General features: G+C 42.4%; 18 protein-coding genes, 2 tRNA genes and 1 riboswitch. Of the genes, 6 read left to right on the top strand and 14 right to left on the bottom strand.

Annotation, left to right across the window (positions count from 1 at the left end; translation table 11 throughout):
• Nucleotides 1-261 precede the first annotated feature (261 nt).
• From HXT32_RS02000 to leuS, 10 genes are all read right to left on the bottom strand, one after another.
• Nucleotides 262-819, bottom strand: coding sequence for a SixA phosphatase family protein (locus HXT32_RS02000; RefSeq protein WP_004108244.1), 558 nt, complete (start codon nucleotides 817-819; stop codon nucleotides 262-264).
• A 9-nt stretch (nucleotides 820-828) separates the two neighbouring features.
• The gene (locus HXT32_RS01995; protein WP_064621716.1) at nucleotides 829-1,965 is read right to left on the bottom strand and encodes a tRNA (adenine-N1)-methyltransferase; all 1,137 of its coding nucleotides are present in this window, start codon (nucleotides 1,963-1,965) and stop codon (nucleotides 829-831) included.
• A 60-nt stretch (nucleotides 1,966-2,025) separates the two neighbouring features.
• Complete coding sequence (gene tsaD / locus HXT32_RS01990) at nucleotides 2,026-3,069, bottom strand: tRNA (adenosine(37)-N6)-threonylcarbamoyltransferase complex transferase subunit TsaD (protein ID WP_064621715.1); 1,044 nt, start codon at nucleotides 3,067-3,069, stop codon at nucleotides 2,026-2,028.
• 21 nt (nucleotides 3,070-3,090) lie between these two features.
• Nucleotides 3,091-3,621 carry a ribosomal protein S18-alanine N-acetyltransferase gene (rimI, locus tag HXT32_RS01985; RefSeq protein WP_064621714.1) on the bottom strand — a complete coding sequence of 177 codons (531 nt, stop codon included), beginning with the start codon at nucleotides 3,619-3,621 and terminating at the stop codon, nucleotides 3,091-3,093.
• Between the two features lie 25 nt (nucleotides 3,622-3,646).
• Nucleotides 3,647-4,474 (bottom strand): tRNA (adenosine(37)-N6)-threonylcarbamoyltransferase complex dimerization subunit type 1 TsaB, encoded by an 828-nt coding sequence (gene tsaB, locus HXT32_RS01980; RefSeq protein WP_064621713.1) that lies wholly within the window; start codon nucleotides 4,472-4,474, stop codon nucleotides 3,647-3,649.
• Nucleotides 4,475-4,587: 113 nt separating this feature from the next.
• Nucleotides 4,588-5,160, bottom strand: a complete 573-nt coding sequence (tsaE, locus tag HXT32_RS01975) for a tRNA (adenosine(37)-N6)-threonylcarbamoyltransferase complex ATPase subunit type 1 TsaE (RefSeq protein WP_012914282.1) — start codon at nucleotides 5,158-5,160, stop codon at nucleotides 4,588-4,590.
• Nucleotides 5,161-5,231: 71 nt separating this feature from the next.
• Nucleotides 5,232-6,230, bottom strand: a complete 999-nt coding sequence (gene holA, locus HXT32_RS01970) for a DNA polymerase III subunit delta (protein ID WP_421783427.1) — start codon at nucleotides 6,228-6,230, stop codon at nucleotides 5,232-5,234.
• 66 nt (nucleotides 6,231-6,296) lie between these two features.
• Nucleotides 6,297-7,988 (bottom strand): ComEC/Rec2 family competence protein, encoded by a 1,692-nt coding sequence (locus HXT32_RS01965; RefSeq protein ID WP_064621711.1) that lies wholly within the window; start codon nucleotides 7,986-7,988, stop codon nucleotides 6,297-6,299.
• A 7-nt stretch (nucleotides 7,989-7,995) separates the two neighbouring features.
• Complete coding sequence (locus tag HXT32_RS01960) at nucleotides 7,996-8,784, bottom strand: ComEA family DNA-binding protein (protein ID WP_422119024.1); 789 nt, start codon at nucleotides 8,782-8,784, stop codon at nucleotides 7,996-7,998.
• 595 nt (nucleotides 8,785-9,379) lie between these two features.
• Nucleotides 9,380-12,364 (bottom strand): leucine--tRNA ligase, encoded by a 2,985-nt coding sequence (gene leuS / locus HXT32_RS01955; RefSeq protein WP_422119023.1) that lies wholly within the window; start codon nucleotides 12,362-12,364, stop codon nucleotides 9,380-9,382.
• Between the two features lie 205 nt (nucleotides 12,365-12,569).
• On the opposite strand from leuS, the gene HXT32_RS01950 reads away from it, so the two are divergent.
• From HXT32_RS01950 to HXT32_RS01935, 4 genes are all read left to right on the top strand, one after another.
• On the top strand, nucleotides 12,570-13,010 hold the full coding sequence (locus HXT32_RS01950) for a hypothetical protein (RefSeq protein ID WP_119522712.1): 441 nt from the start codon (nucleotides 12,570-12,572) through the stop codon (nucleotides 13,008-13,010).
• A gap of 74 nt (nucleotides 13,011-13,084) precedes the next feature.
• Nucleotides 13,085-13,528, top strand: coding sequence for a DUF2871 domain-containing protein (locus tag HXT32_RS01945; protein ID WP_012914288.1), 444 nt, complete (start codon nucleotides 13,085-13,087; stop codon nucleotides 13,526-13,528).
• 82 nt (nucleotides 13,529-13,610) lie between these two features.
• On the top strand, nucleotides 13,611-14,426 hold the full coding sequence (locus HXT32_RS01940; protein ID WP_064621436.1) for a fructosamine kinase family protein: 816 nt from the start codon (nucleotides 13,611-13,613) through the stop codon (nucleotides 14,424-14,426).
• A gap of 123 nt (nucleotides 14,427-14,549) precedes the next feature.
• Nucleotides 14,550-16,259: a hypothetical protein gene (locus HXT32_RS01935; protein ID WP_064621437.1), complete on the top strand. Its 1,710-nt coding sequence runs from the start codon at nucleotides 14,550-14,552 to the stop codon at nucleotides 16,257-16,259.
• A 124-nt stretch (nucleotides 16,260-16,383) separates the two neighbouring features.
• Here the strand turns inward: HXT32_RS01935 and HXT32_RS01930 are convergent, their stop codons facing one another.
• Both HXT32_RS01930 and HXT32_RS01925 read right to left on the bottom strand, forming a co-directional pair.
• Complete coding sequence (locus HXT32_RS01930; protein ID WP_422119022.1) at nucleotides 16,384-18,195, bottom strand: AMP-dependent synthetase/ligase; 1,812 nt, start codon at nucleotides 18,193-18,195, stop codon at nucleotides 16,384-16,386.
• Nucleotides 18,196-18,337: 142 nt separating this feature from the next.
• On the bottom strand, nucleotides 18,338-18,955 hold the full coding sequence (locus HXT32_RS01925; RefSeq protein WP_012914292.1) for a M23 family metallopeptidase: 618 nt from the start codon (nucleotides 18,953-18,955) through the stop codon (nucleotides 18,338-18,340).
• Nucleotides 18,956-19,161: 206 nt separating this feature from the next.
• Between HXT32_RS01925 and HXT32_RS01920 the strand changes: the two genes are divergently transcribed.
• Both HXT32_RS01920 and HXT32_RS01915 read left to right on the top strand, forming a co-directional pair.
• Nucleotides 19,162-19,237 (top strand) — tRNA-Asn (locus HXT32_RS01920).
• 181 nt (nucleotides 19,238-19,418) lie between these two features.
• The gene (locus HXT32_RS01915; protein WP_422119021.1) at nucleotides 19,419-20,291 is read left to right on the top strand and encodes an ATPase; all 873 of its coding nucleotides are present in this window, start codon (nucleotides 19,419-19,421) and stop codon (nucleotides 20,289-20,291) included.
• A 116-nt stretch (nucleotides 20,292-20,407) separates the two neighbouring features.
• On the opposite strand, the gene HXT32_RS01910 is transcribed toward HXT32_RS01915, so the two are convergent.
• Complete coding sequence (locus tag HXT32_RS01910; RefSeq protein WP_422119070.1) at nucleotides 20,408-21,799, bottom strand: amino acid permease; 1,392 nt, start codon at nucleotides 21,797-21,799, stop codon at nucleotides 20,408-20,410.
• Between the two features lie 150 nt (nucleotides 21,800-21,949).
• A riboswitch (Lysine riboswitch) is annotated at nucleotides 21,950-22,139 on the bottom strand.
• A 114-nt stretch (nucleotides 22,140-22,253) separates the two neighbouring features.
• Nucleotides 22,254-22,326, bottom strand: a tRNA-Ala gene (locus HXT32_RS01905).
• Nucleotides 22,327-22,474 lie beyond the last annotated feature (148 nt).

The following is a 22,474-nucleotide window of genomic DNA, read 5'->3' as shown; positions in this document are numbered from 1 at the left end:
TAAAGGTTGCATAGTTAAGTTTAGTTTTTTACTTACTTTCTTTCAAAAATAGTTATTTATCAAAAAGATATTACTATCGCTCCGCTTTTATATTGCTCGACCAAGCAATTTCCATTGCTCACAACAAACCAATCAAAATAACATAAACTATGCAATTAAGCTACGGGTGGGTGCGCAGCGGGGGGATTATTTTTTGGCGTGGTGTGGGCGGCAGCACTGATGCTAGTGTGCCTTGAACAACAGAAATCAGCGCATTCTTAGCTAGGCAAAGGATTTGGGCGTAAGGATTGCGAGGGCCGTGGCGCCGCGCAAGCCGCAAGTCGCGAATGGACGATCAGACACAAGCACCACAACCGACGCATTAGCAAGCCCCAAACGCATCGCCCCAAGCACATCCGGATCCGAATCAGGCGAAGAAAGCCACTGCGCAGCCATCGACATCGTCGGCTCATGCCCAACAATCATCGTCGTATGAACATCGCCTCGAATCGCTTGCAACTCGTCCATAACAGATTGCATGCCGCCATCATAAAGACTTTTGCGCGACTCAACCACAGGAGAGTCGCCAAAACGCTTCAACATGCGTTTCAAAGTTTGCTCAGTGCGATTCGCACTAGAACACACAATATAATTCGGCACAAGCTTCAAAGATTCCAAGCCTTTTGCCATAATTTTCGCCTGCTTCAAGCCCTTATCAGTAAGACCACGACCCCAGTCGTCGCCCATTTCAGGAGCTTCAGCCTTCGCATGACGCATCAGCAACAAAACGTACTTACTATGATGTGCTTTCTTCATAAGCTTTTTCATTGGTGATGCCATAATGCTCTCCTACTTAGCTTGATTATGCGCTGATTGTTGTGCAGACTGCGAATCTTGCAAATCTTGCGATTGCGAATCTTCCGGCAATTGCGCAAGCTGCACATCTAAATCACGTAAAACTTTACGCAATTTACGATCCGAAATATCGCGCAAAGACAAGTCTTCCAACTGTTCAGCGCGCTCTTCTGCTGTCATATCGTCAATATCGCTCACAGTATCTTTAGTACCGTGTTCACGCTTCTTCAAAGCACTAAAACCTTCAGCCATTGCGCGTGAAACAATCAAAAATCCAGTGTGACCAATCATCGCGTGATCCGGGCGCACAGCCAAACCTTGAGCTTTCCAAGTGCGCTCCAATGTTTCTTGAATTTCTGGCTCAGTCCACATGCCACTTTCTCGCAAAGCTTCAGCCATGCGAGACATTTGCGTAGTGGTCGTAACGTACGCAATAAGCACGCCTCCAGGCACAATAACGCGATGTGCTTGTTCAAGGCGATTCCAAGGGTCAAGCATGTCTAGCATAATGCGATCCACGCTGTGCGCATCTAAGGTTTTTGCAACAGAATCAAAATCGCCAGTAAGCAAATTCCACCATTCTGGTCGCTTTCCGTAGTACAAAGTTGCGTTAGATTCAGCAATTCGTGCAAAATCCGGACGAAGCTCAATCGTAGTAAGCTTTCCGCACTCCCCAACTGCGTCCAAAAGGCTTAAGCTCATCGCGCCAGAGCCTGCCCCCGACTCCAAAACGCGCGTGCCAGAACGAATATCTCCTAAAGCGATTACTTGCGCAATATCTTTCGGATACATAATTTGCGCACCCCTAGGCATAGAAAGCACGTAGTCAACCATGCGCGGCCGCATAACTACATAATCCCAGCCACCAATAGCGCGCGCCGCCTTCCAAGGTTTGTTGGACGATTTAGAAGGATCAACAATAGTTTGTTGCGTTTCGCGCTTTGCGCTAACAGTAGTAATTACAACGCCTTCGCTTTGACCAATCACGTCGTCGTGACAAATAAGACCATGCTCAGTTTGCGTAACCCCGCCTGCAATAAGTTGTGCGGTAATTCGCTTACCTTTACGATCGGTGAACTGAATCTTCTCACCTACTCGTAACACTCCACTACGCGAATTAACTGACTGCACAAAACACCTCACTTATTTTTAGAGCACGATTTCTTAGCGCGACTTTTATTATTTCTACTATTATAAGCTCACCGTCGTAAGCGGCATAGCAGAATCGATTGCAAAATCAGGAGCAGAAGGACGAACCCCTGCTTCTACCAAATTCACGCCTAGCATTGCAACCATCGCACCGTTATCCGTGCAAAGCTTAAGCTCTGGCAAACGCACTTCAATTCCATGCTCCTTGCCGCAAGCCAACAAATGCTCACGAAGCTGCGAATTAGCGGAGAATCCGCCACCAATCATAAGCGTTTTAGAACCGTACTGCTCGCAGCCCATCATAGCTTTTCTAGAAAGCACTTCCGCCACAGAATTAGCCAAAGAAGCACACACGTCATCAACTGGAATTTCAAGACCCTGAGCTTCACGCGCTTCAACCCAACGAGCAACAGCAGTTTTTACACCCGAGAAGCTGAAATCGTACGGATGCTCTTTGCCGGAACGACCTTGCGTTAAACCTTGCGGAACTTTCAAAGTATCCGGATTTCCAAGCCTTCCATGCCTGTCAATATGAGGACCACCCGGGTATGGGAATCCAAGCAATCGCGCAACCTTATCAAAGCACTCGCCGGCAGCATCGTCCAAAGTTGTGCCAACAACGTCAATACTTTTAGCAATATCGTTCACGTGAAGAAGCGAAGTGTGACCGCCGGAAACAATTAAAGCAAGTACATCTTCCGGCACATCGCCGAATTGCAATTGCGTTACTGCAATATGCCCAATTACATGATTAATACCATAAATCGGCTTATTTGCAGCCCAAGCTAATGCTTTAGCTCCCGAAACTCCCACAGCTAAGCAGCCAGCAAGACCAGGACCTGCGCTTACTGCAATCGCGTCAATATCGCTTAAATCCATGTTTGCGTCTGCTAAAGCTTTAGAAACAACCGGCACAAAAGCTTCAGCGTGCGCACGAGAAGCAATTTCTGGAATCACACCGCCGTAGCGCGCATGCTCTTGCATTGAAGATGCCACCACATTTGACACCAGCGTGCGTCCGCGCACAATAGCTGCGGCAGTTTCGTCACAAGTTGATTCAATTCCCAATACGATTGCTTCGCTCATTTTATTCCTCGTTATTCCTCGTTATTCCTCAGTTCCGTTATTTTTTGCGGTTAGATCAGCGCACATTGTGTACGCATCCACACCTTCCGGCTGATAGTAACGTTTTCGCAAACCCATTTTCTTAAAACCAAAACGTTCATACAACGCGAGCGCAGGAACATTGTCAACTCGCACTTCTAGCAGCATGCGTTTAGCACCAATTTGTTTTGCAGTTTTAATCATTGTCAACAAAAGCTTAGAGGCTATGCTTTTTCGTTGATATTGTTTTGCAACGCCAATTGTCATTATTTGCGCGTCATCGCCGTCAAACCAGTAGCCAGCATACCCGCATAATGTATGCGTATTTTCGTCGATTTGAGCGTAATACGCGCGCATAGGAGCTTGTAATTCTTGCGAAATCATGCTCTCATTCCATGAGCCTTTGCCAAACAAGTCAGCTTCAATAGGCGCTATTTTTTGCGCTAACTCATCGCAAGTAAAATCGCACTTTGGAACTATATTGCAATTCTCGGCTACTGCTGGAAATTGAGAACGCGTTATATCAACAATCATAATTACTCAAATCGTTAAAACGCTTCTATTTCTCTTTTGCCTTATTCGCTTCACCAGAGCCAAGCACATGCTTAAGCGGATTTGGCACAGACACGTCCGGACGGCGCAAATACAGCGGTTCAACAGCTTTTACGTGCTCATCTTTATTTGCACATTCCAAAGAGCATTGCTCGAAAATTTGCAAGCCTTGCACACCCAAGTCAAGCGCGCAAACTTCTGCAATAACGCCAACATGCGCAATATTTCGCCAGTCTTCAACGTATTTTTTAGCACCGTGTCCGAGCACATCCACGCAATAATTTTCGTTAGTTTGTCTTGCTAAATACTCGTTTACGCGAGATACAACATTTTGCGGATAGTCAATATCCATATCTATTAGCGCATTTCCTTCGTCGTCGTACAAGGACATGTACACTTGACGACGGCGTGCATCATTTAGTGAAAGCACGTAGTGACGAATATTAGAGTCGCAAGAATCAGCATCATTCTGAAGATTTAGTAGAAAACCCTTCTCTATACTGCCATTTTTGCGAGCTTCTTCGAACGCGCCAGAACGCATCATCAAACTTTGAGGAAGAAGACTATCACACCCCAAAATTTCAGCATTATTTGCAAACGCAATCGCTTTTGCTGCAACTAATCCTGCGCGAAGTCCTGTAAAAGGAGCAGGACCTACTCCCACAACCACGCGTTTAATATCGGAAGGCTTAAACCCAGCGTCCTCCACAACTTTTGCAATATTTACTTGTAAACGCTCCACGTGAGTGCGAGAGTCGGTTTCAACAATCGGCTCATGGTCCACAATTCCAACAGTAGAGCCAAATGATGTGTCAATAATCAGCGTATTACTCATGTTCATTCCTCGAAGTCACGTACCAGACTAGCTTACTCGCTTAGCACAACTTGCGTTATTTACTGCGTTATTTACTTATGTATTACTCGCGTATTACTCTGCCTATTTCTTAATTACAATTTTGCAAGTCGATTAAGCCAATCCTTGCCAGCAGCTTTCAAAGTTACGATTCGCTCGCCATCGCTAGTAAAATCGTCTACTTGCGAAGAGTCAATAGGTCTTGCAATATGAACTTCTAAGCGCTCAGCAGCAAGCACTCCTGCCATTTGCTCACCCCACTCCATAAGCACAACAGTGCCGTCTCCTGGCTCTTCCAAAGCTTCGTCAAGTCCCAAAGATTCAAGCTCGTCAAGCAAACGCGAAACAGTATCTTGCCCCGGAGCAAAATCTTCGCCACCCAAACGGTAAGCGTCAACGTGAATTAGCGTCGCCGGCTTACCATCCGCAAAAGTGCCATGCAATTCGCGCGCAATCGTAAAAGTTGGAGACACAATCGGCTCACTAATTGAAAGCCCTGCGCCAAAACCTTGAGCGAACGTTGTTTTACCAGCTCCAAGAGGGCCAGAAAGCAGCAAAACGTCGCCTTCTTTAACTAGCTTTGCAACAGCTTTACCAAGCTCGCGCATATCAGTATCCGTAGGCACAGTACAAACTTTTTGCTGTTCTGACACCGTTTCTTCTTTCATAGTTAACACAATCTTTCTAATTTGCAGTTCTTAATTTACGTTTCTTATTCACGATTCTTAATTTACGCTTTCTAATTTCCTCGAGACGCAATGAGCATAATACATTTTTCAAGCGCATAATTCGCGTCACTAGATCCGCCTTTGCACTGCTCATCCGCCCAAGCTAAAGATTGCAAACATTGAGAAACACCTGCACTATTCCATCCAGCAAGCTGACGCATTGCCATTTTCAGAGCCCACGGGTTTACTTTCGCTTCAGCACTAGAAATCGTGCCGTTGCGAATTGCCATTGCGAGCGCAATTACGCGTACTTTTGCAGCCAAAGCACCTATTAATGCTATGGCGTCAACTCCTTGAGCAATTGCAGTTCTTGCTGCAAGCACAGCAGAACCTGCATGACCTGCAACAGCTTTATCTGCAACAAAAAAGCCGGTAACTTGCGGATCTGCAACCAAGTATCGATCGACAATATCAAGCGTTATTGGATTATCGTCATAGTCGAAGCATAATTGCGAGCATAATGCTGCAAGCTCTCCCGTTTTACTTCCCAAAACTGACACAAGACGTTGTGCTGCTTGAGGCTCAACACTTCGATTGTGACGCTCAAATATGCTCATAACGAAGTTGAGCTTTGCATCGTCTTTTTTAAGATCCGGTACTGTAATTGTGTTTGCGCCAGCTTTCGTAAGGCGCGTAATAATAGACTTTCCTTTAAGCCCACCTTCGTGACGTGCAATAACCCAAGTTGCAGAAGAGTCTACAAAATTATTTTCACTATTTTGCGCTTGTTTGCAGAAATTTTCGATTGCGTCTACTAAAGACTCGTCTGCTTGTTGCAAATTATTTATTATTACAATCGTTCCGTCACCGAAAAGCGAAGGACCTACAGCTTCGTCAAATGCGTACTGATCCGCAGTTGACGCATCGAGTTCAATAATTTCAGCATCCGGAGCACTTTTTTGAACTTTTTCACGCACATTTCGAGCATTGAGCTCGTTTAAGTAAGCGTCACCTCCAACTACCAGCGTAACTGGCATAACGCGTTGCGCACGCTTATCATTTGCTGCCATAATGCTCCTTAAACCAACCAACTCTTAACCATCATAATATTGCATTCGAATATGCGTGCGTGTTTGCTACTCTTCGAAAATTTTCTCTGCTTCTCGTAACGTTCGCTTTGCCGAAGCAGACCACAGTTGACCAATTATGCTAGCTCTTTGAGCATAATACTTATTGCGAAAAGCGCGCAAAGCTAGCATAAACAAAGCCAATATCACAAATTCTGCACACAACATTGCCCACGCTCCTGCAGCACCTTTTATCCATGGAAACACGCCAAAAGATACTTCATCGCACCAACACGCGCACTTTTGCATAAAGCTTGTTCCAATTGATGAAGCTCTAGCGAAAATAAGCGATAATCCATCGTTAAAGCTCGCACAAACTAGTGAAATTAAGCCGCACACTGTTGCCCAATCCATAAGAGGCGCAACTATTAGATTAGCTGGCACAGACATAAATGACACTTCCGGTTGCATAAGAATTTGCACTGGCATAGTCCAAAATTGTGCAGAAAGCGTTATAGCTAGCGCAGAAGCAACACAAGATGGCATATATTTTGCAAGCGTTTTAGAAATCGGCACTCCCATAACAACAATTCCCAAAGTTGCTGCGGAAGAAAGAGCAAAAGCATAGTCCCAAGCGTATGAGGGATTTACCACAAGCACGCCTATAACAGTCCAACTTAAAGCACTAGCTGACTGGTATGGTCGTTTACAACACCATGCAACAGCGGATATTATTCCCATAATTAACGCTCGAAGCACAGATGCAGAAGGGTAAACTATTGCAGCCAAAGCAATTTGCAACGTAATTTGTATTAAAGATGTAGACCAATGAGGCAACAGTAATCGTGCGCAAAACTTGCGAATAATCATACTAAGTAGCAAAAAGTGTCCGCCTGAAACTGCCATAACATGCATGATTCCAGCATGTTGAAAATGTTGACGCGTCATATTCGCATAAGTTTCGTCGACCGGCTCAAGTGAACTTGCATCCTCTACTGGCACATATTCTTGCCCAAGCATGCCAACAGTTACTCCAGGAACCAACATTCTGCCTTGCATATCGAGCTTATTTGTTACGTCATAAAACGATTTCCACAAATTACTAACGGCTTTGTGCCAAAAGTCTGAGTCTTGTACAACATGCAAGTTTCGTTGAGTTTTTTCTACATGCAATTCAGGCTTACTACTATCAAATCTCGAAGCTTTCACGCTAACAGGAACGCTTAGGCTCGAACCATAGCTAAGTTGCTTGCATATTGGCGAATACGCATACAGTCGCGCTTGAACATAACTTTTTTGCGCATCAAACTTATGCACTTGAACATTCGCTTGGCAATCTCCTTTAAAACTTCTAGACGAGCGCACAGGAGCAACTACTGTAAATTCTGCAAAATGCGCGTGCTCGGCATTATTTCCTTGAAAATACAGTGCTTTAGTAGGATTATTGCCGCGTATTTCTCGCATAATAACGTCACCAGATATCACATATTGAGTTATGTACGAAAGCATGCACGCAGCTACAAAAACGTTTATTGCTACTAAAACTGTTCTGCGCCATATAAAAAACTTAAATTTTTTGCAAAATATAAAAATCGAAACTATAGTTGCATTGAATAAAACTATTGAAATGCAATAAATTATAGTAAAATTGCATAAGAATTTTCCAATTAAGCACCCAGCCCAGCACGCTGCAGCAACAGGAATCATACGAAAATCACGACTTCCAGAAACGTTTTCTACTTTTTCTACGTTTTCTCGCATAATTCACCTATTTGACGTCAACATTCCCACGGAATTTATTCAAGGTTTTAGGCCCAATTCCTTTAATTTGCATCAAATCTTCTAAACTGCGAAAATAACCAACTCTTTTACGCTGAGCAATAATGCGCGCAGCAGTTTTGGGTCCGATTCCTTTTAAGGTTTGTAGCTGATCAAGCGTTGCAGTGTTTATATTGATTCTGCCAGTGTTACTTTGATGAGAAGCAGTATTCTCGTTGCTTCTGTCGCTTTTGTTATTACTGTCACCTTTGTTGCTTTTGTTGTTGCTTTTACTTCCGTTATTGCCTTTACTTACATCATCTCCGTCACTTACATCACTTCCGCTGTTTTCGTCGCTTTCATTACTTACGCTTTTTTCTTCATCATCATTTTTATTCTTATCTTTTACATTATTAAAAGAAGGCTTTTCGCGACTAGTATCGTCGTTTTCTATTGCAAACGCGCCTGCTTTTTCGTTCTGAACTCGTTGATATGTTAAGGATTGAGAAATGAGCATTGTCAGGCTTGCACAAAGAGCTGCAACTAGTATCAGCATTAAAGCAAGCGTATGTACAGGCTTCATGTGAAATCTAGGAGAAGTTTTGCTACTTATAATTTCTTCATCAAAAGAATTACAAGCTTTTTCGCAATAGTCGTCACTAAAATTTTTACCAAAATTGCTGTTAGAAAATTCTTCTAAAGACGTTGCAATTCGTCTCCGAGGCAAATCAGACGCAGGCTTATTAAACCTAAAATTATGCGCATAATTCTGCCCAAAATTCTGCCCAAAGTCTTCCATAAATCCCCCAACTCTTAAAGTTCTTAACTTAACTATTGGGCAACTTACTAACACTTCGCAACAAAAATACGCGCCTGTGGTTAAAACCTTTAACAGCCAAAGCGACTGAAGGAACGCTCGCGCGGTTAACGCGCTCGCTACGAAACTCGCGTTGGAAGTCCACTGGACTTCCAACTTAAGCGAGTTTCCGCATTGAAATGCCTACGCGCGCTACGCTTTGAGCGCTCCGGCAAGTCAATGCGCAGCTTAATTAAGCGACTTTAGTTGCACTTAGTAAAACCACGCACTTTACGTAACTTTCTGCACGAGTCTATGAGTTTTGTGTTGACGGTTAGCGTGTTGAGAGGCTGGAAAAATTGTGTTCAGTGCTAAAAGAGGACTGAGAAGCTACATTCTTTAAATATAGGCGAACACAATAAGCGTCTTTAACAACCAGAGCGCACGAAGGACGGAACGCACGCAAACACAAATTTTCCAGCCTCGTCAAAACCAAAAAACTAAATCAGTTACAAAACTCATAGACGAAACCCAAGAATAACAAAAAATGCTGTAAAGCGCGAAAAATCGCGCAATACAGCATTAATTAAGCCGAATCTTACCTCTCGTCTGGCACAATAGACACAATCTTCGGAGCCTTCACAATCACCTTGCGCGGAGCCTTACCGCCCAAGCGATCAGCTACAGCTTCTAGCGCAAGCTTTTCAAGCTCAGAAGCGTCAATATTTGGATCAACTTCAAGCTTTGCACGAACCTTGCCCTTTATTTGCACAACGGCAGTAACAGTATCCTCACCAACGTAACGAGCATCTGCAACAGGCCAATCTGCGTGAGCAATAAACTTATCATGCCCAAGCTTGCTCCACATTTCTTCGCAAATATGCGGCGCAATTGGAGCCAACATAAGAACCAGCGGCTCAACAGCTGCTCTCGGCACGTGAGGAAGCGAAGTCAAGTGGTTGTTAAGCACAATCAGCTTAGCAATTGCAGTATTTGGACGCATTGCTTCCATTTCCACAGTCACTTCTGCAATTGTGTTGTTAAGAATCTTCAACGTCTTCTCATCCAAAGCGTCGTCAGTTACCACGCAAGCTCCGGTTTCTTCGTTCACAACGTTACGCCACAAGCGCTGCAAGAATCGCATGCCACCAACAACGTTACGCGTGTTCCACGGACGAGACTCAGAAAGCGGACCCATGCTCATTTCGTACAAGCGGAACGTATCTGCACCGTAGTTTTCGTACATGTAGTCTGGGGTCACAATATTCTTTAAGCTCTTGCCCATTTTGCCGAACTCGCGGTTCACAGTTTCGCCATGCCACGTAAAGGTTGACTCACCAGCGCCGTTTGAAGCGCCTTCTTCAACCTCGTCAGCAGGAACGTACTGTCCGCGCTCATCCGTATAAGCGTAAGCCTGAATCATGCCCTGGTTAAACAAGCGGTGGAATGGCTCAGCAGAATCCACGTAACCTAAATCGTAAAGCGCCTTATGCCAGAACCTTGAGTAAAGCAAGTGCAAAACTGCGTGCTCTACACCACCAACATAAAGGTCAACACCGCCAGAAACATGCTCTTTGCCTGGACGGTTCGTACCCATCCAGTAGTCGTATTCATCACTGTCAACCATGTGCTCAGCGTCGTTTGGATCCAAGTAGCGCATGTAATACCAGCAAGAACCAGCCCAGTTTGGCATAGTGTTGGTGTCGCGATAGTAGGTTTTTACGCCGTCGCCAAGGTCGAGCTGAACTTTTACCCAATCTTCGTTTCGACTCAAAGGTGCTTCAGGCTCCGAATTTGCGTCGTTTGGAGCGTAAGTTTTTGGCTGATAATCAGGAACGTCCGGCAATGCAATTGGAAGCTCACTATCTGGCACTAAGTGAGCAACACCGTCCTCATCGTAAACGATTGGGAATGGTTCACCCCAGTAGCGCTGACGAGAGAACAGCCAGTCGCGAAGTCGGTAAGAAACTCTACCTTTTCCTACGCCTGCAGCTTCAAGCCAAGTCGTCACCTTTTTAATAGCTTCGTCCACGCGCAAACCGTTAATAGACAAAGCATCGCCAAGCTTATGAGTATGTTCTACTGCTGAATTAATAACAATTCCGTCGTGAGAAACAAACGGAGCTTTACCCTCGTAATCCTCCAACTTTTCTTCGGAATCAGGCAAAGGCTCAACAGTGTAAATTACTGGCAAACCGAATGCTTTTGCGAAATCATAATCGCGCTGGTCGCCGCCAGGAACTGCCATAATTGCACCTGTGCCGTAGCCCATAAGCACGTAGTCAGCAGCAAACAGTGGAAGCTTTGCTCCAGTTACAGGATTAATTGCATAAAGACCCGTAAACAAGCCGGTTTTTGCTCCTGCGTCTTCCGTGCGATCTTTAGCAGTCTTCGCGCGAGCTTGAGCTTGATATTCTGCCAAGCCTTCTTTAAGACTTGCGTAACCGCCCTTCCAGCCTTCTGGAACGTCTGCACCCCAAGCTTCTGGAACATGCTCAAGAATTGGGTGATTCACAGAAACAACAGCAAAAGTTGTGCCAAAAAGCGTGTCTGGACGAGTAGTGTACACTTCCAAATCGCGCGTTTCGTCATCCGCACATGGCACTTCAAAGTGCACAGATGCACCGTGAGATTCGCCAATCCAGTTTCGCTGCATAAGCTTAACTTTTTCTGGCCAATCAATAGTGTTCAAATCTTCCACCAAGCGGTGTCCATAATCGGTAATTCGCATGGACCACTGGCGAAGGTTGCGCTGGAATACTGGGAAGTTTCCGCGTTCAGACTTACCTTCTGCAGTAACTTCTTCGTTTGCGAGCACAGTTCCCAAGCCTGGGCACCAATTTACAGGAGATTTAGAAATATAAGCAATACGGAAATTGTTTAATACATCCGCTTGCTCTACTTTATTAAGCTCTTCCCACTTTTTGCCTGCAAAACCAGGAATTTCGCGCTTTCCGCTCTTAAACTCATCAACAAGCTCAGCAATTGGTCGAGCAGAACCTTTTCCGCCGTCTTTGCGCACAAAATCAGGGTTGTACCAAGCGTCATAAAGCTTGGAGAAAATCCACTGCGTCCAACGCACATAATTCGTATCAATAGTTGCAAAAGACCTACGATCATCAAAGCTCAAGCCCATGCGGTGCAGCTGCCTGCGCATATTAGCAATATTCGCTTCGGTAGTAATGCGAGGGTGCTGACCAGTTTGCACAGCGTACTGTTCAGCCGGCAAACCAAAAGCGTCATAACCCATTGCATGAAGAACATTCTCACCCTTCATGCGATGGTAGCGGCTTACAACATCCGTTGCCAAATATCCAAGAGGATGTCCAACGTGTAAGCCTTTGCCGGAAGGATACGGGAACATGTCCATTGCAAAGAAAGAAGGACGACCGTCAGCATTCCTGCCTTCGCCATCCTTCAAATTGCCCTTAACATTAGCGGCCCAAAATGTGCCCTGCTCGTCCCAGGTTTTTTGCCAGCGCTGCTCAATATCTTGTGCGAGCTGCGCGTTGTAACGAAAAGCTGGCTCAGCGACTGTAGCTTTATTGTCAGCTGTTGCATATTGTTGATCGTTGTCTTCCATAAACAAGCACTATAGCGACTCATATCGTCAATTTGCAACACTTTTTACAACTTTTAAGCATATTTTATTGTGTTTTTTGAAAGTTTTAATGCACAATTCACAAAATACTATTATTTAGCGTTTTTTATAAAAATCATTACTACAATTGTTTTAAGAGTTCAACATAAGAATTTACTAGAAATAATATGATTTAACGAGGTTAGTTATGAAGGTATCAAAGAACACGCTTTTATTAATCGCATGCCTTGTATGGGGATTTGCTGGATTTAACATTCTTAAGATTGGTGTTGGTGCATACTCAAACTTTTTATCTCCTATTAACTTCACTTTATCTTTAGTTGTTTTTGCGATATTCCAAGTGTTTATTTTTGGAAAACTTGTTAAAAAGCATGTGTCTAGAATCAACGCTTACAAAGAAAACAAGCAGTTTTTCCTTAAATTCTTTGACGTTAAATCTTTTATAATCATGGCTTTTATGATGACTTTTGGAATTGTTCTTCGTGCAACAAATATCGCTCCAGAACGCTTTATTGCCGTGTTTTATACGGGATTAGGCTCCGCATTAGCCTTAGCAGGATTGCTTTTTGGATATCAATTTGTTAAAACTGTATGTCCGCATTACAAAAACACTCATACTATGCAATAGTGCTTACAAACACTTGTAACACCAGCAACATTACTAAGGAATATTTGACTATCACTCTACGTAAGGAAGTTACTATGAATCATGTTATGAAACGTTATATTAATACGTCTTTGTTGTATGCTGTCCTCGCCATGATTGGCGGCGTCTTTTATCGCGAATTTACAAAATTTAATGCTTTCCATGCAAAAAGTATGCTTGCTGTAGTTCACACACACTACTTTATGCTTGGCATGGTTGTTTTTCTGTTACTTATATTAGTTGAGAAAAACTTCAGTTTTAGTAACGAAAAAACTACACGAATCTTAGTAACTTATCATATTGGACTCAACCTCACAGCACTAATGATGGTTACTCGTGGAATTGCACAAGTACTACGTCTACATCTCAGTCCATCTATAGATTTTGCCATAACTGGTTTAGCAGGAATCGGACACATCCTACTTGGCGTAAGTATTGTACTAATCTTATTGCAAATTAAACGCAGCATCGCTCATTGTGCTAATGCTTCAGTAAAATAGTGAGTTTGGGAATAAATTAATAAATATTTTATTAAGTGTGTAGCGCATGTTTCGTATGCGCTACTACGTTAAGAAGGCTTCTATGAACAACGCTGTATATAAGAAAAGTAGATTATACGCTCCTGAGCGTTTCTTTGAATGCGAAGGTAAAGGCTTAAAATGGCTTTCTGAAGCTCACAAATATGGCGGTCCTAGAGTGGCTGAAGTATTTGATTGGGGAAACAGTTACCTTAATATTGAGCGCATTGACACTCACTCAGCAACACCAATGGCTGCATTTGAGTTTGGTGCATCGCTCGCTCATATGCATGATTACGGTGCAAAATATTTTGGGGAGCCACCTGCAGATTACGATGGCACATGCTATTTTGGACCTTTAAGTGATCCAGTTGAAATGCCAACTGGCACTTGGAGTAATGTTATTGACTACCTTGCGGACGGACGATTGCGCCCTATGGTTGAGCTTGGGATTGCTCGCGGAGAGCTTACTCAAAGCGATTTAGATCTTACAAACGAAGTTATTGATGCGCTGCCTGATTTATTAGGAAAAGCTGCAGAAGATAAGCCTGCTCGAGTTCACGGAGACTTGTGGAGCGGAAACGTGTTATGGACTAAAAGTTCAGACGGCGAACACACTGAAGCTGTTCTAATCGACCCTGCAGCTCACGGCGGACACCGCGAAGAAGATTTAGCGATGCTTCATTTATTTGGAATCAGCTATTTTAAGCAGATTTTAGACGGCTATCAGTCTGTTCATCCACTTAAAGCAGGTTTTGAGCAGCGCATGATTATTTGGCAGCTCTACCCTATTGCAGGACATTGCGTGTTCTTTGGTGGAGGCTACGTGAGCGAATACCGTAATATGTGCGAAAGTCTTATAAAAAGTTCTATAAGATAATTTTGCTCACTAAAATAGCAATGTAAGTATTTAGCACACGGCTATATACAATGTTAGAAGATAGTTACAAGTAGAACACATATAGACAGCAACAGATAGACCACGAAACGAGAGGTCACTACTATGATTCGTTTGTGCAACAGAACTATGCATCGTTCTTTAGTTATGCTGGCAGCATTAGTTACGATGCTTTTTGTTGTTAGCTCGTGCGCAAGTTCAACAAAAACTTCTTTAAAATCTGAAAATAAAGAACAAGCGAATCACGGTAACGTTATTGTTTTTACTCCATCAGACGGATTAGCAATAACACGTAATAAGCCTCTAAGCACGTGGGACATATTGGTTCCAGAATTAATAAAATCGTTAAAAGATAAGGGATTTGACGATAATTCTATTACTACTAAAACTTCTTCTAGCCTTTCAGAACAAAGCCGCGATGTGCAAGATTATGTAGTAAATTTGCTAAGCTCATTGAACAATGCAAAACAGAATAATTCAGGAAAGCACAATTCTGTTTCTGAAAATTCAAAAATCAAAAAACAATTAAGTAAAACGACAATTGTTATAGCTCCATGGACTAGCAAAAACGGCAATAATAACTATGGAGATTATGCAACGTTGCCTGCGTCTAATTCTGAAAATACACAAAAATCAAATACTCAGGACTTAAATTTACAAAACGACGATAACTCTCAATCATCTAAAGATGAGCTTAATGCAGAAAAACGATTGGCATCCTCACTTCACCTAGCAAAAAAGGCGGGAATCCACGTTGTTATGCTCTCACGGAATGTTAGCGGTTTCAAACCTGATGTGATGTTCCATTTATCTGACGCAAGAACCATTGGCGAAATTCAAGCAACAACTCTGATACAAAAAATCGCTCTAGATCGTGCAACTAAAGAAAATCCACGCTATATTGAAGTTCTTTTGCCATGTCACAATCAAAAAAATATTAATGCAAACAATAATAATCAACAAAATAACAGCGACGAAGCAAGCGAAGATGATGATTCTAACAACAATACGCATGCAAATAGCGAAACAGCATTCCATGATGATTTTGCTGAAGAAGCATTCGCTGGCATTTGGAAAGTTTTGAGACCATATTTTGCTTCTGGGACATTAATAAGCACTTCTGGAAGATTGAATGTGAATAGTAGCGAAAAAGACTGGACCAATGTTGCTTTCGACGCAGATGTAGCTGACTCCGTGAAAAATGAGTTAACAAAACGAATTACGAAAAGTACAAGTCTTTTTTCACACTCAAGGCATCGCGTTGATGGAATTATTGCGCTCGATGATCAAATTGCTTTACAAGCCGTACAAGCACTAAACAATCTCGGTTATGAAGGAAGCGCAGCAGATATAAACCCATCTTTCAATTTGCCGGACGTTATCGGAAACTTCATAGGGAAACGAGATCTTAATAAAAGACCAGTTCCTGCTCCAAAAGATTCTGCAAAGAAATCCGAAAAAGAATTACAACAACAGCAGGAAAAAGATGAGGAAGAAGAATCAGAAGCAAAGAAATGGCCAGTAATAACTGGTTATGGCGCGTACAAAAATATTATGCCAAACATTGTGAGCGGAAAGCAATGGATGACAACTATAGAAAATCATAAGCAGATTGTTCAAGATCTTACTGCTACTTGTTATTCTTTGAACAGAAACGGTAAACTTGACAAAAAAATCGCTACAGTGCAAACAAAAATTGAACACGGGGAAACTGTCCCTACTGTTAACGAGCGACTAGTGGCAGTAAGCGCAACAAATCTAAAGTCACGTTTAATTGACCCAGGTTACGTATCATTAGCAGACGCAGGCTTGTAAATACAATTTCTGAACGCAAGTTATGGAACGCAAGTTGTGAAATATAAGTTGTGGAACGCAATCTGCAGCTTGAATATAGCTTCAAGCTATAGTCAAGCTATATTCCCCACGAATTTACACACAGCTAACGTTTGCGTGGAGCATAAATAACGTGTTCGATAAGGTCGTTATAACGCTCTACAACAACTTGACGACGCGCCTTTAAACTTGGCGTAATCAAACCGTTTGCTTGAGTAAACTCATCTGGAACTATTTCGAACTTGCGAATAGACTCAGCTCTAGAAACTAGCTCATTTGCTTTGCTAACAGCACGTTCAACTTCTGCTCGCACAATACCGTTATGTGAAGCTTCTTTTAAAGACCGTACGGGGCATGCACCACGCGAAGAAAGCCAAGTATTTACTTCTGATAAATCGAGCGCAATAATTGCTGAAACAAACGGCTTCCTGTCTCCGATAACAACAGCTTGAGAAATAATAGGTGAAGACATTAATGAAGCTTCTAACGCATTTGGAGATAAGTTCTTACCGCCAGCAGTAATAATAAGATCTTTCTTTCTGCCTGTAATACGCACAAAACCGTCATCGTCTAAAGATCCAAAATCTCCAGTATGCAACCAGCCATTTACAATCTGCTGTTTGGTAAGCTCAGGATTATTATGGTAGCCTTTGCATACTGCAGGACTCTTAATGCACAATTCACCATCGTCAGCAATAGCAACAGATACACCCTTTACAGGCAAACCAACGGTACCAATGCGATAACCTGTCGTAGGATTCACCATAGAAGGAGCACAAGTTTCTGTCATTCCATAGCCTTCTAGAAGAGGCAAACCAATGCCATTAAAGAAGTGTGCAATCGACAAATCTAAAGGAGCACCGCCCGAAATAGCGTATGAAACAGAGCCTCCAAATACGTGTAGTAGTGGAGCATACACTAATTTTTTACATATTGAATGGCTAAGAGCGAGCATTGGAGGAACCATTGAACTAGACTGCTGAGCGCGAGACCATTCGCGAGCAACCTTAGATGCATAAGCAAAAATAAAACCTTTTACTCCTCTGCCTGCTTTTTGAGAAGCAGCATTGTAAATCTTCTCAAAAATGCGTGGAACCCCAAGAATAAATGTTGGTTTAAAAGTTTGAAAATCAGACAATACAGTTTTCAAATTACTCGTCAAACCAAGAGTTATATTTCCAGCAAAGCAGAACAATTGCATAAACCTAGCAAAAACGTGCGCAAGAGGCAAGAACAGCAAAAGACGCGGGCTGCCTTTTAACGCAATGTCTGGCATAGAAATAACACCTGATTTAGCAATAAAGACAAAATTGCTATGAGTAAGTTCAATTCCTTTTGGCTCACCAGTTGAACCTGAAGTGTACACAATTGTTGCTATGTCACTTCCATTAACAGCGTGCACTCGCTCATAAAATTCAGCATCAGTTACTGCTTTACCGTATTCAATGCACGCGTCGATAGCACCACGATTCATCACATATACGTCGTGAAGAGTAGGACATTCTTCTTGAACAGCCTCTACTTTTGGCAACATTTCAGGAGACTCCACAAATATTGAACATACTTGAGAATCTTGAACAATATGTTGTATTTGCAACGAAGAGCTTGTTTCATAAATTGGCACTGTCAATGCGCCTATAGACATAATAGCCATATCAAGAATTGTCCATTGCCATGAAGTGTGAGCAATAATTGACACAGCGTCACCAGGCATTACCCCTCTAGCAATAAAGCCTTTAGCGACAGCTATTACTTTATCTCTAAATTCTTGAGCAGTATATGACTTCCAAACGCTGTCAGCTCCAACGTATTCAACCAAAGAACCATTAGGATTGCGCTCTGCTCGCTCTTCTAGCAGTGAGAAAACATTAACATCTGTATCAATAGACTCATCAAGTGGACGAGAATATTCTTGCATATTAGCTCCTCTATCTGCTGAATTGACGTATATCTTTACTATACGCGATTTGCAAGCCTTCGCATATGCGAATATCTACAAGATTGTAATAAATTTTGTTCATTTATCTACAAATATCTACGATACAAATATAGTATTTTGCTTATTCCACAGGCTTAAGCACAATGCGACGCTTAACAGTCATTCTTTCAGGATTAGCATATGTACGATTTTTACGTTTTAAACCCCACTGCACACAAGTTGTGCCGCAATGGTCCGAACCTCCTTCGACATGTGCAAAATTCTGGCCTCTTTTCACAAAAACACCAACGCTAAACTTTGTTACAGCAGGCTCAAAAGTGGATGTCAGTTCACCATGCCTAATAGTCACAACTGATTTACCAGCGACTTTACCAGCAAAACTAATAACGCCATCTGCAGGCGCAAATAAAGGAGTCCCTGTGCTTGCAGCTAAATCTACGCCGCGATGCCCAGCCATCCAAGGTTTAGGCGGAGGATTAAAAGCTTTTACTATTCGTGCAGGTTTTACAGGCCATTGCATAGCTGACTTGCATGTTTTTTCGCTATAAGAGCCTTTAGAAAGAGCACACTTGTGGCAACATGTCACAGCAGATTCTACAACATAATATTTAAGATGATGACTATTTTGCGAAATTTCGGGTTGTAAAAACAGCGTATCTAATAAAATAACTGAGATTATAAAAATCCCCAAACAGGCAGATATTTTGTAATATAATTCATAATTTTTGCGAATACACATATATTCCCCATCCATATTTTTATAAAACGACTTTTATAAAAGTTTTGCAGCTAATTTGCGAAAATCATAAGCTTTTAAAGCATTGTGGATAAAACATATGCTTATAATCACTGTTTCGACACGCCAAAACACGCCATATTTGCATCTTTGAAAATTACGTGTAATATAAATGTCTTGTGCACAGCGCTTAGTTGAGTACAAGATATTCCTGCGTAGCTCAGTTGGCAGAGCGTTCGACTGTTAATCGAATGGTCGCTGGTTCAAGCCCAGCCGCAGGAGCCATGAAGCCACTGGTTTTCCAGTGGCTTTTTGCGTTAAATATTACGACTTGTATCCACAAGCAAAATCTTGATTGTTTAGTGCTCATGAGCGTGGCTAACATAAACATTTTGGCGTATTATATAAACAAGTTGCGTATTTAAATGCGCTAATGTTGAGCAGCAATAGATAACAGAGGACAAATATGAATCAACATAGCTCCGATAGTGTTGAAAAGAGTCAAAAGAAAAAGCTCATTATTCTCATTGTGGGAATTGTTGTGCTAGCTTTAGCTCTTGGCGCAGTTGGCACACTTTGGTATATGAAGCAGACTGAACGCACTAAAGCAGCTCGCAAACAGTGCGAAATAAAAGTTGCACAAATTTCTAAAGCCAAAGCCGTATGGAAAAGTTTAGTACACAACAGCGTAATAACAGATCTCACAAAAGGTGACTCTGATAACGCAAAAGAACTTGCTAAAATCATGAGCGAAAAGGTTCCTGACGCAGTATCTTGCACAGCAAACTCTCCTGAAGAACTTGGTTCCCAAAGCGTAGAAGCTTTAGCTGCTTCTGAATGGTATGCAGTCAAAGCAAAAAGAGTGCGCGAGTTGGCTGTTACATTAATCGATGAAAATAACAAAAAAGATAAAGACAAAGACAAGCAAGACGAAGAAACAAAGAAGCAAGAGATAAATGAATCGACTGGAATTGTAATTCAGCGTTCAAATGTTGTCCCACCAAAGCCAAAGCCAACACCAGCGCCGACGACAAATACTCAAGACACTAAGAAACAGAAGACTGAGAAGAATAAGAATAAAGACAAAGACAAGAACAAAGACAAGAACAAAGACAAGAACAAAGATAAGAACAAAGATAAGGAAAAAGAACAGGAAAAGAACAAAGAAAAAGATAAGGATACAAAAGGCAGCGAAGACGGATCTGGCGACGGAAACCATAAAGGAAATGATGGTCAAGAAGATCCGAATGATAAAGCAAAAAAGGGCGACCAAGATTCCTCTGCTAAAGCGGATCTAATAGGACCTCCACCATCTTCAGAATCTCCACAAAAACCATAAAACATATTCCTCTGTTATCTAACTCAATAATAAAAGCTCCCAGTGATATACGCTGGGAGCTTTTACATTATCTAACTCTACATCGTAAACGATGTTGAACTTTATAAACTATTCGTTCATTTTGCTACTCGAACATGAGTTAAATCGACTTCTTCAAGAGGAATTACTCGAGTATGATTTTTAATCTTGTAGCCAATGTATAGAACGATAAATAGCGGCACGGACATGTACGTGATTCCAATAGCCTGCCAGTTAAGCGTTGCAAATGAATGCAAATCCTGACCAACAATAACAAGAATACATAAGAAGAACGCAACAATAGGACCAAACGGATACCACTTTGCTCGATAAACTAATTCATCTAAGGAATGACCTTGAGCCAAGTATGCTTTACGGAAGCGATAATGAGCTGCAGCAATACCAGCCCAAGCAATAAAACCAGTCAAACCACTTGCAGCAACCAGGAACATGTAAATTTGCGAACCAAAAATACTCATAAAGAAAGTAAATAAAGCAACTACAAATGTAGCAATCAACGCAGGAACAGGAATACCACGAAGACTTACCTTGCCAAATACTTTTGGAGCATTATCTTCTTTTGCGAGCGAATAAAGCATTCTTGTTGAAGCATACATGCCGGAATTTGCTGCAGAAATAACAGAAGTCAGAATCACTGCATTCATAACTGCCGCTGCAGCTGCAAGCCCTGCACGTTGGAACACAAGCGTAAACGGACTAATAGCAATATCAGTTACATCAGAACCAAGTAAGTTCTTGTCAGTATAAGGAATAATGCAAGCAATAACGAAAATTGCAAGAATGTAGAAGAGAAGAATACGCCAGAACACTTGCTTTACAGCTTTTGGAATACTCTTTTCAGGAGTTGCAGACTCTCCAGCAGTAATACCAATAAGCTCAGTTCCTTGGAAAGAGAAGCCTGCAATAGCGAACGCACACAACACTGCAGGAACACCGCCTGCAAATGGAGCGTCCTTATGAATGAAGTTTTGCAAGAATGGCGCTTTGCCGCCAACAATGCCAACAATCGTAAGCGAACCGATAACAAGGAATACGATTACTGCCAACACTTTAATAATAGAAAGCCAATACTCAGTTTCTCCAAAGCACTTAACTGTAAGCACATTGATAACCAAAATAAGCATAAGAACCGACAGTGAGAAAATCCATATTGGCACTGTTGGGAACCAATATTGCAGAACTATTGCTGCAGTACTAACGTCCACCGCAACCGTAATAGCCCAATTAAACCAATAGTTCCAGCCCATTGCGAAACCTAGTGCAGGATCAATAAAACGTCCAGAATACGATGCAAACGATCCACTAATAGGCATAAATGTTGCCATTTCACCAAGGGAAGTCATAAGGAAGTACACCATAATGCCAATCGCACCATAAGCAAGCAAAGCACCACCAGGACCAGCCATATGGATTGTTGCACCACTAGCAACGAATAAGCCGGTACCAATGCTGCCACCTAAAGCAATCATGGAAATATGTCGGGTTTTTAATCCTCGATGAACATCGTTATTTTGCTGAGTATTCTGCTGAGTATTCTGTGCAGCAGTAGATGATAATGAGCTACTCATTTTTCCTCCTTTCATGACAATCAGAGGCAAAAACAAGCAAGCAAAAGCAAGCGTGTCGATAGCTCTCCGCAGCGAATGCCGACTCGCTGCGACAGTCCTTGGTATATTAAGCCAAGTCCCAGCTCACTACTTTTGGGATTATTAAGCAGTAAACTTCGGCGCTCTCCCCTTTTGTAAGCAATTAACGCTTTCCCTAGCTCATGCTTACTACTCTTGTCGAGCGCGACCTCTGGTCGATGGTGTTCATTATTAGTACGACTTGCAGACAAACAGTAAAAAATACGGCGTGGCGCATAAAAATTAAAAAATAATAACAAAAAACGCCACCCCAAAAAGAGGTGACGTTTAAAATTTGTGGAGCTAGGGGGATTCGAACCCCCGACCCCCTCCATGCCATGGAGATGCGCTACCAGCTGCGCCATAGCCCCGTTTTTACTTATGCCGTTCAAACGAACCTTTGATAGGTTACAACAAATAGCCGTTCTATCCAAATGCGGCGTGTCGAATTCAACTTACAAATTCTAAAAATCCTGCGAATTCTACTAACAATTTAGTCGCCAATTCGGCAAACCAATT

Origin of the sequence: Gardnerella sp. DNF00747, from assembly GCF_049262675.1 — a bacterium.
Taxonomy (GTDB): Bacteria; Actinomycetota; Actinomycetes; order Actinomycetales; family Bifidobacteriaceae; genus Bifidobacterium; species Bifidobacterium swidsinskii.
The sequence above is the reverse complement of the archived record's forward strand: the minus strand, read 5'-3'. Positions and strand labels throughout refer to the sequence as shown.

What these genes read in the sequence shown, in the direction of transcription:
- HXT32_RS01950 (WP_119522712.1), top strand. Translation starts at nt 12,570, where the DNA reads ATGAAGGTATCAAAGAACACGCTTTTATTAATCGCATGCCTTGTATGG.
- tsaD (WP_064621715.1), bottom strand. Translation starts at nt 3,069, where the DNA reads ATGAGCGAAGCAATCGTATTGGGAATTGAATCAACTTGTGACGAAACT.
- HXT32_RS01940 (WP_064621436.1), top strand. Translation starts at nt 13,611, where the DNA reads ATGAACAACGCTGTATATAAGAAAAGTAGATTATACGCTCCTGAGCGT.
- tsaB (WP_064621713.1), bottom strand. Translation starts at nt 4,474, where the DNA reads ATGAGTAATACGCTGATTATTGACACATCATTTGGCTCTACTGTTGGA.
- HXT32_RS01965 (WP_064621711.1), bottom strand. Translation starts at nt 7,988, where the DNA reads ATGCGAGAAAACGTAGAAAAAGTAGAAAACGTTTCTGGAAGTCGTGAT.
- tsaE (WP_012914282.1), bottom strand. Translation starts at nt 5,160, where the DNA reads ATGAAAGAAGAAACGGTGTCAGAACAGCAAAAAGTTTGTACTGTGCCT.
- HXT32_RS01935 (WP_064621437.1), top strand. Translation starts at nt 14,550, where the DNA reads ATGATTCGTTTGTGCAACAGAACTATGCATCGTTCTTTAGTTATGCTG.
- HXT32_RS01915 (WP_422119021.1), top strand. Translation starts at nt 19,419, where the DNA reads ATGAATCAACATAGCTCCGATAGTGTTGAAAAGAGTCAAAAGAAAAAG.
- holA (WP_421783427.1), bottom strand. Translation starts at nt 6,230, where the DNA reads ATGGCAGCAAATGATAAGCGTGCGCAACGCGTTATGCCAGTTACGCTG.
- rimI (WP_064621714.1), bottom strand. Translation starts at nt 3,621, where the DNA reads ATGATTGTTGATATAACGCGTTCTCAATTTCCAGCAGTAGCCGAGAAT.
- HXT32_RS01930 (WP_422119022.1), bottom strand. Translation starts at nt 18,195, where the DNA reads ATGCAAGAATATTCTCGTCCACTTGATGAGTCTATTGATACAGATGTT.
- leuS (WP_422119023.1), bottom strand. Translation starts at nt 12,364, where the DNA reads ATGGAAGACAACGATCAACAATATGCAACAGCTGACAATAAAGCTACA.
- HXT32_RS01960 (WP_422119024.1), bottom strand. Translation starts at nt 8,784, where the DNA reads ATGGAAGACTTTGGGCAGAATTTTGGGCAGAATTATGCGCATAATTTT.
- HXT32_RS01945 (WP_012914288.1), top strand. Translation starts at nt 13,085, where the DNA reads ATGAATCATGTTATGAAACGTTATATTAATACGTCTTTGTTGTATGCT.
- HXT32_RS01925 (WP_012914292.1), bottom strand. Translation starts at nt 18,955, where the DNA reads ATGTGTATTCGCAAAAATTATGAATTATATTACAAAATATCTGCCTGT.
- HXT32_RS01910 (WP_422119070.1), bottom strand. Translation starts at nt 21,799, where the DNA reads ATGATTGCTTTAGGTGGCAGCATTGGTACCGGCTTATTCGTTGCTAGT.
- HXT32_RS02000 (WP_004108244.1), bottom strand. Translation starts at nt 819, where the DNA reads ATGGCATCACCAATGAAAAAGCTTATGAAGAAAGCACATCATAGTAAG.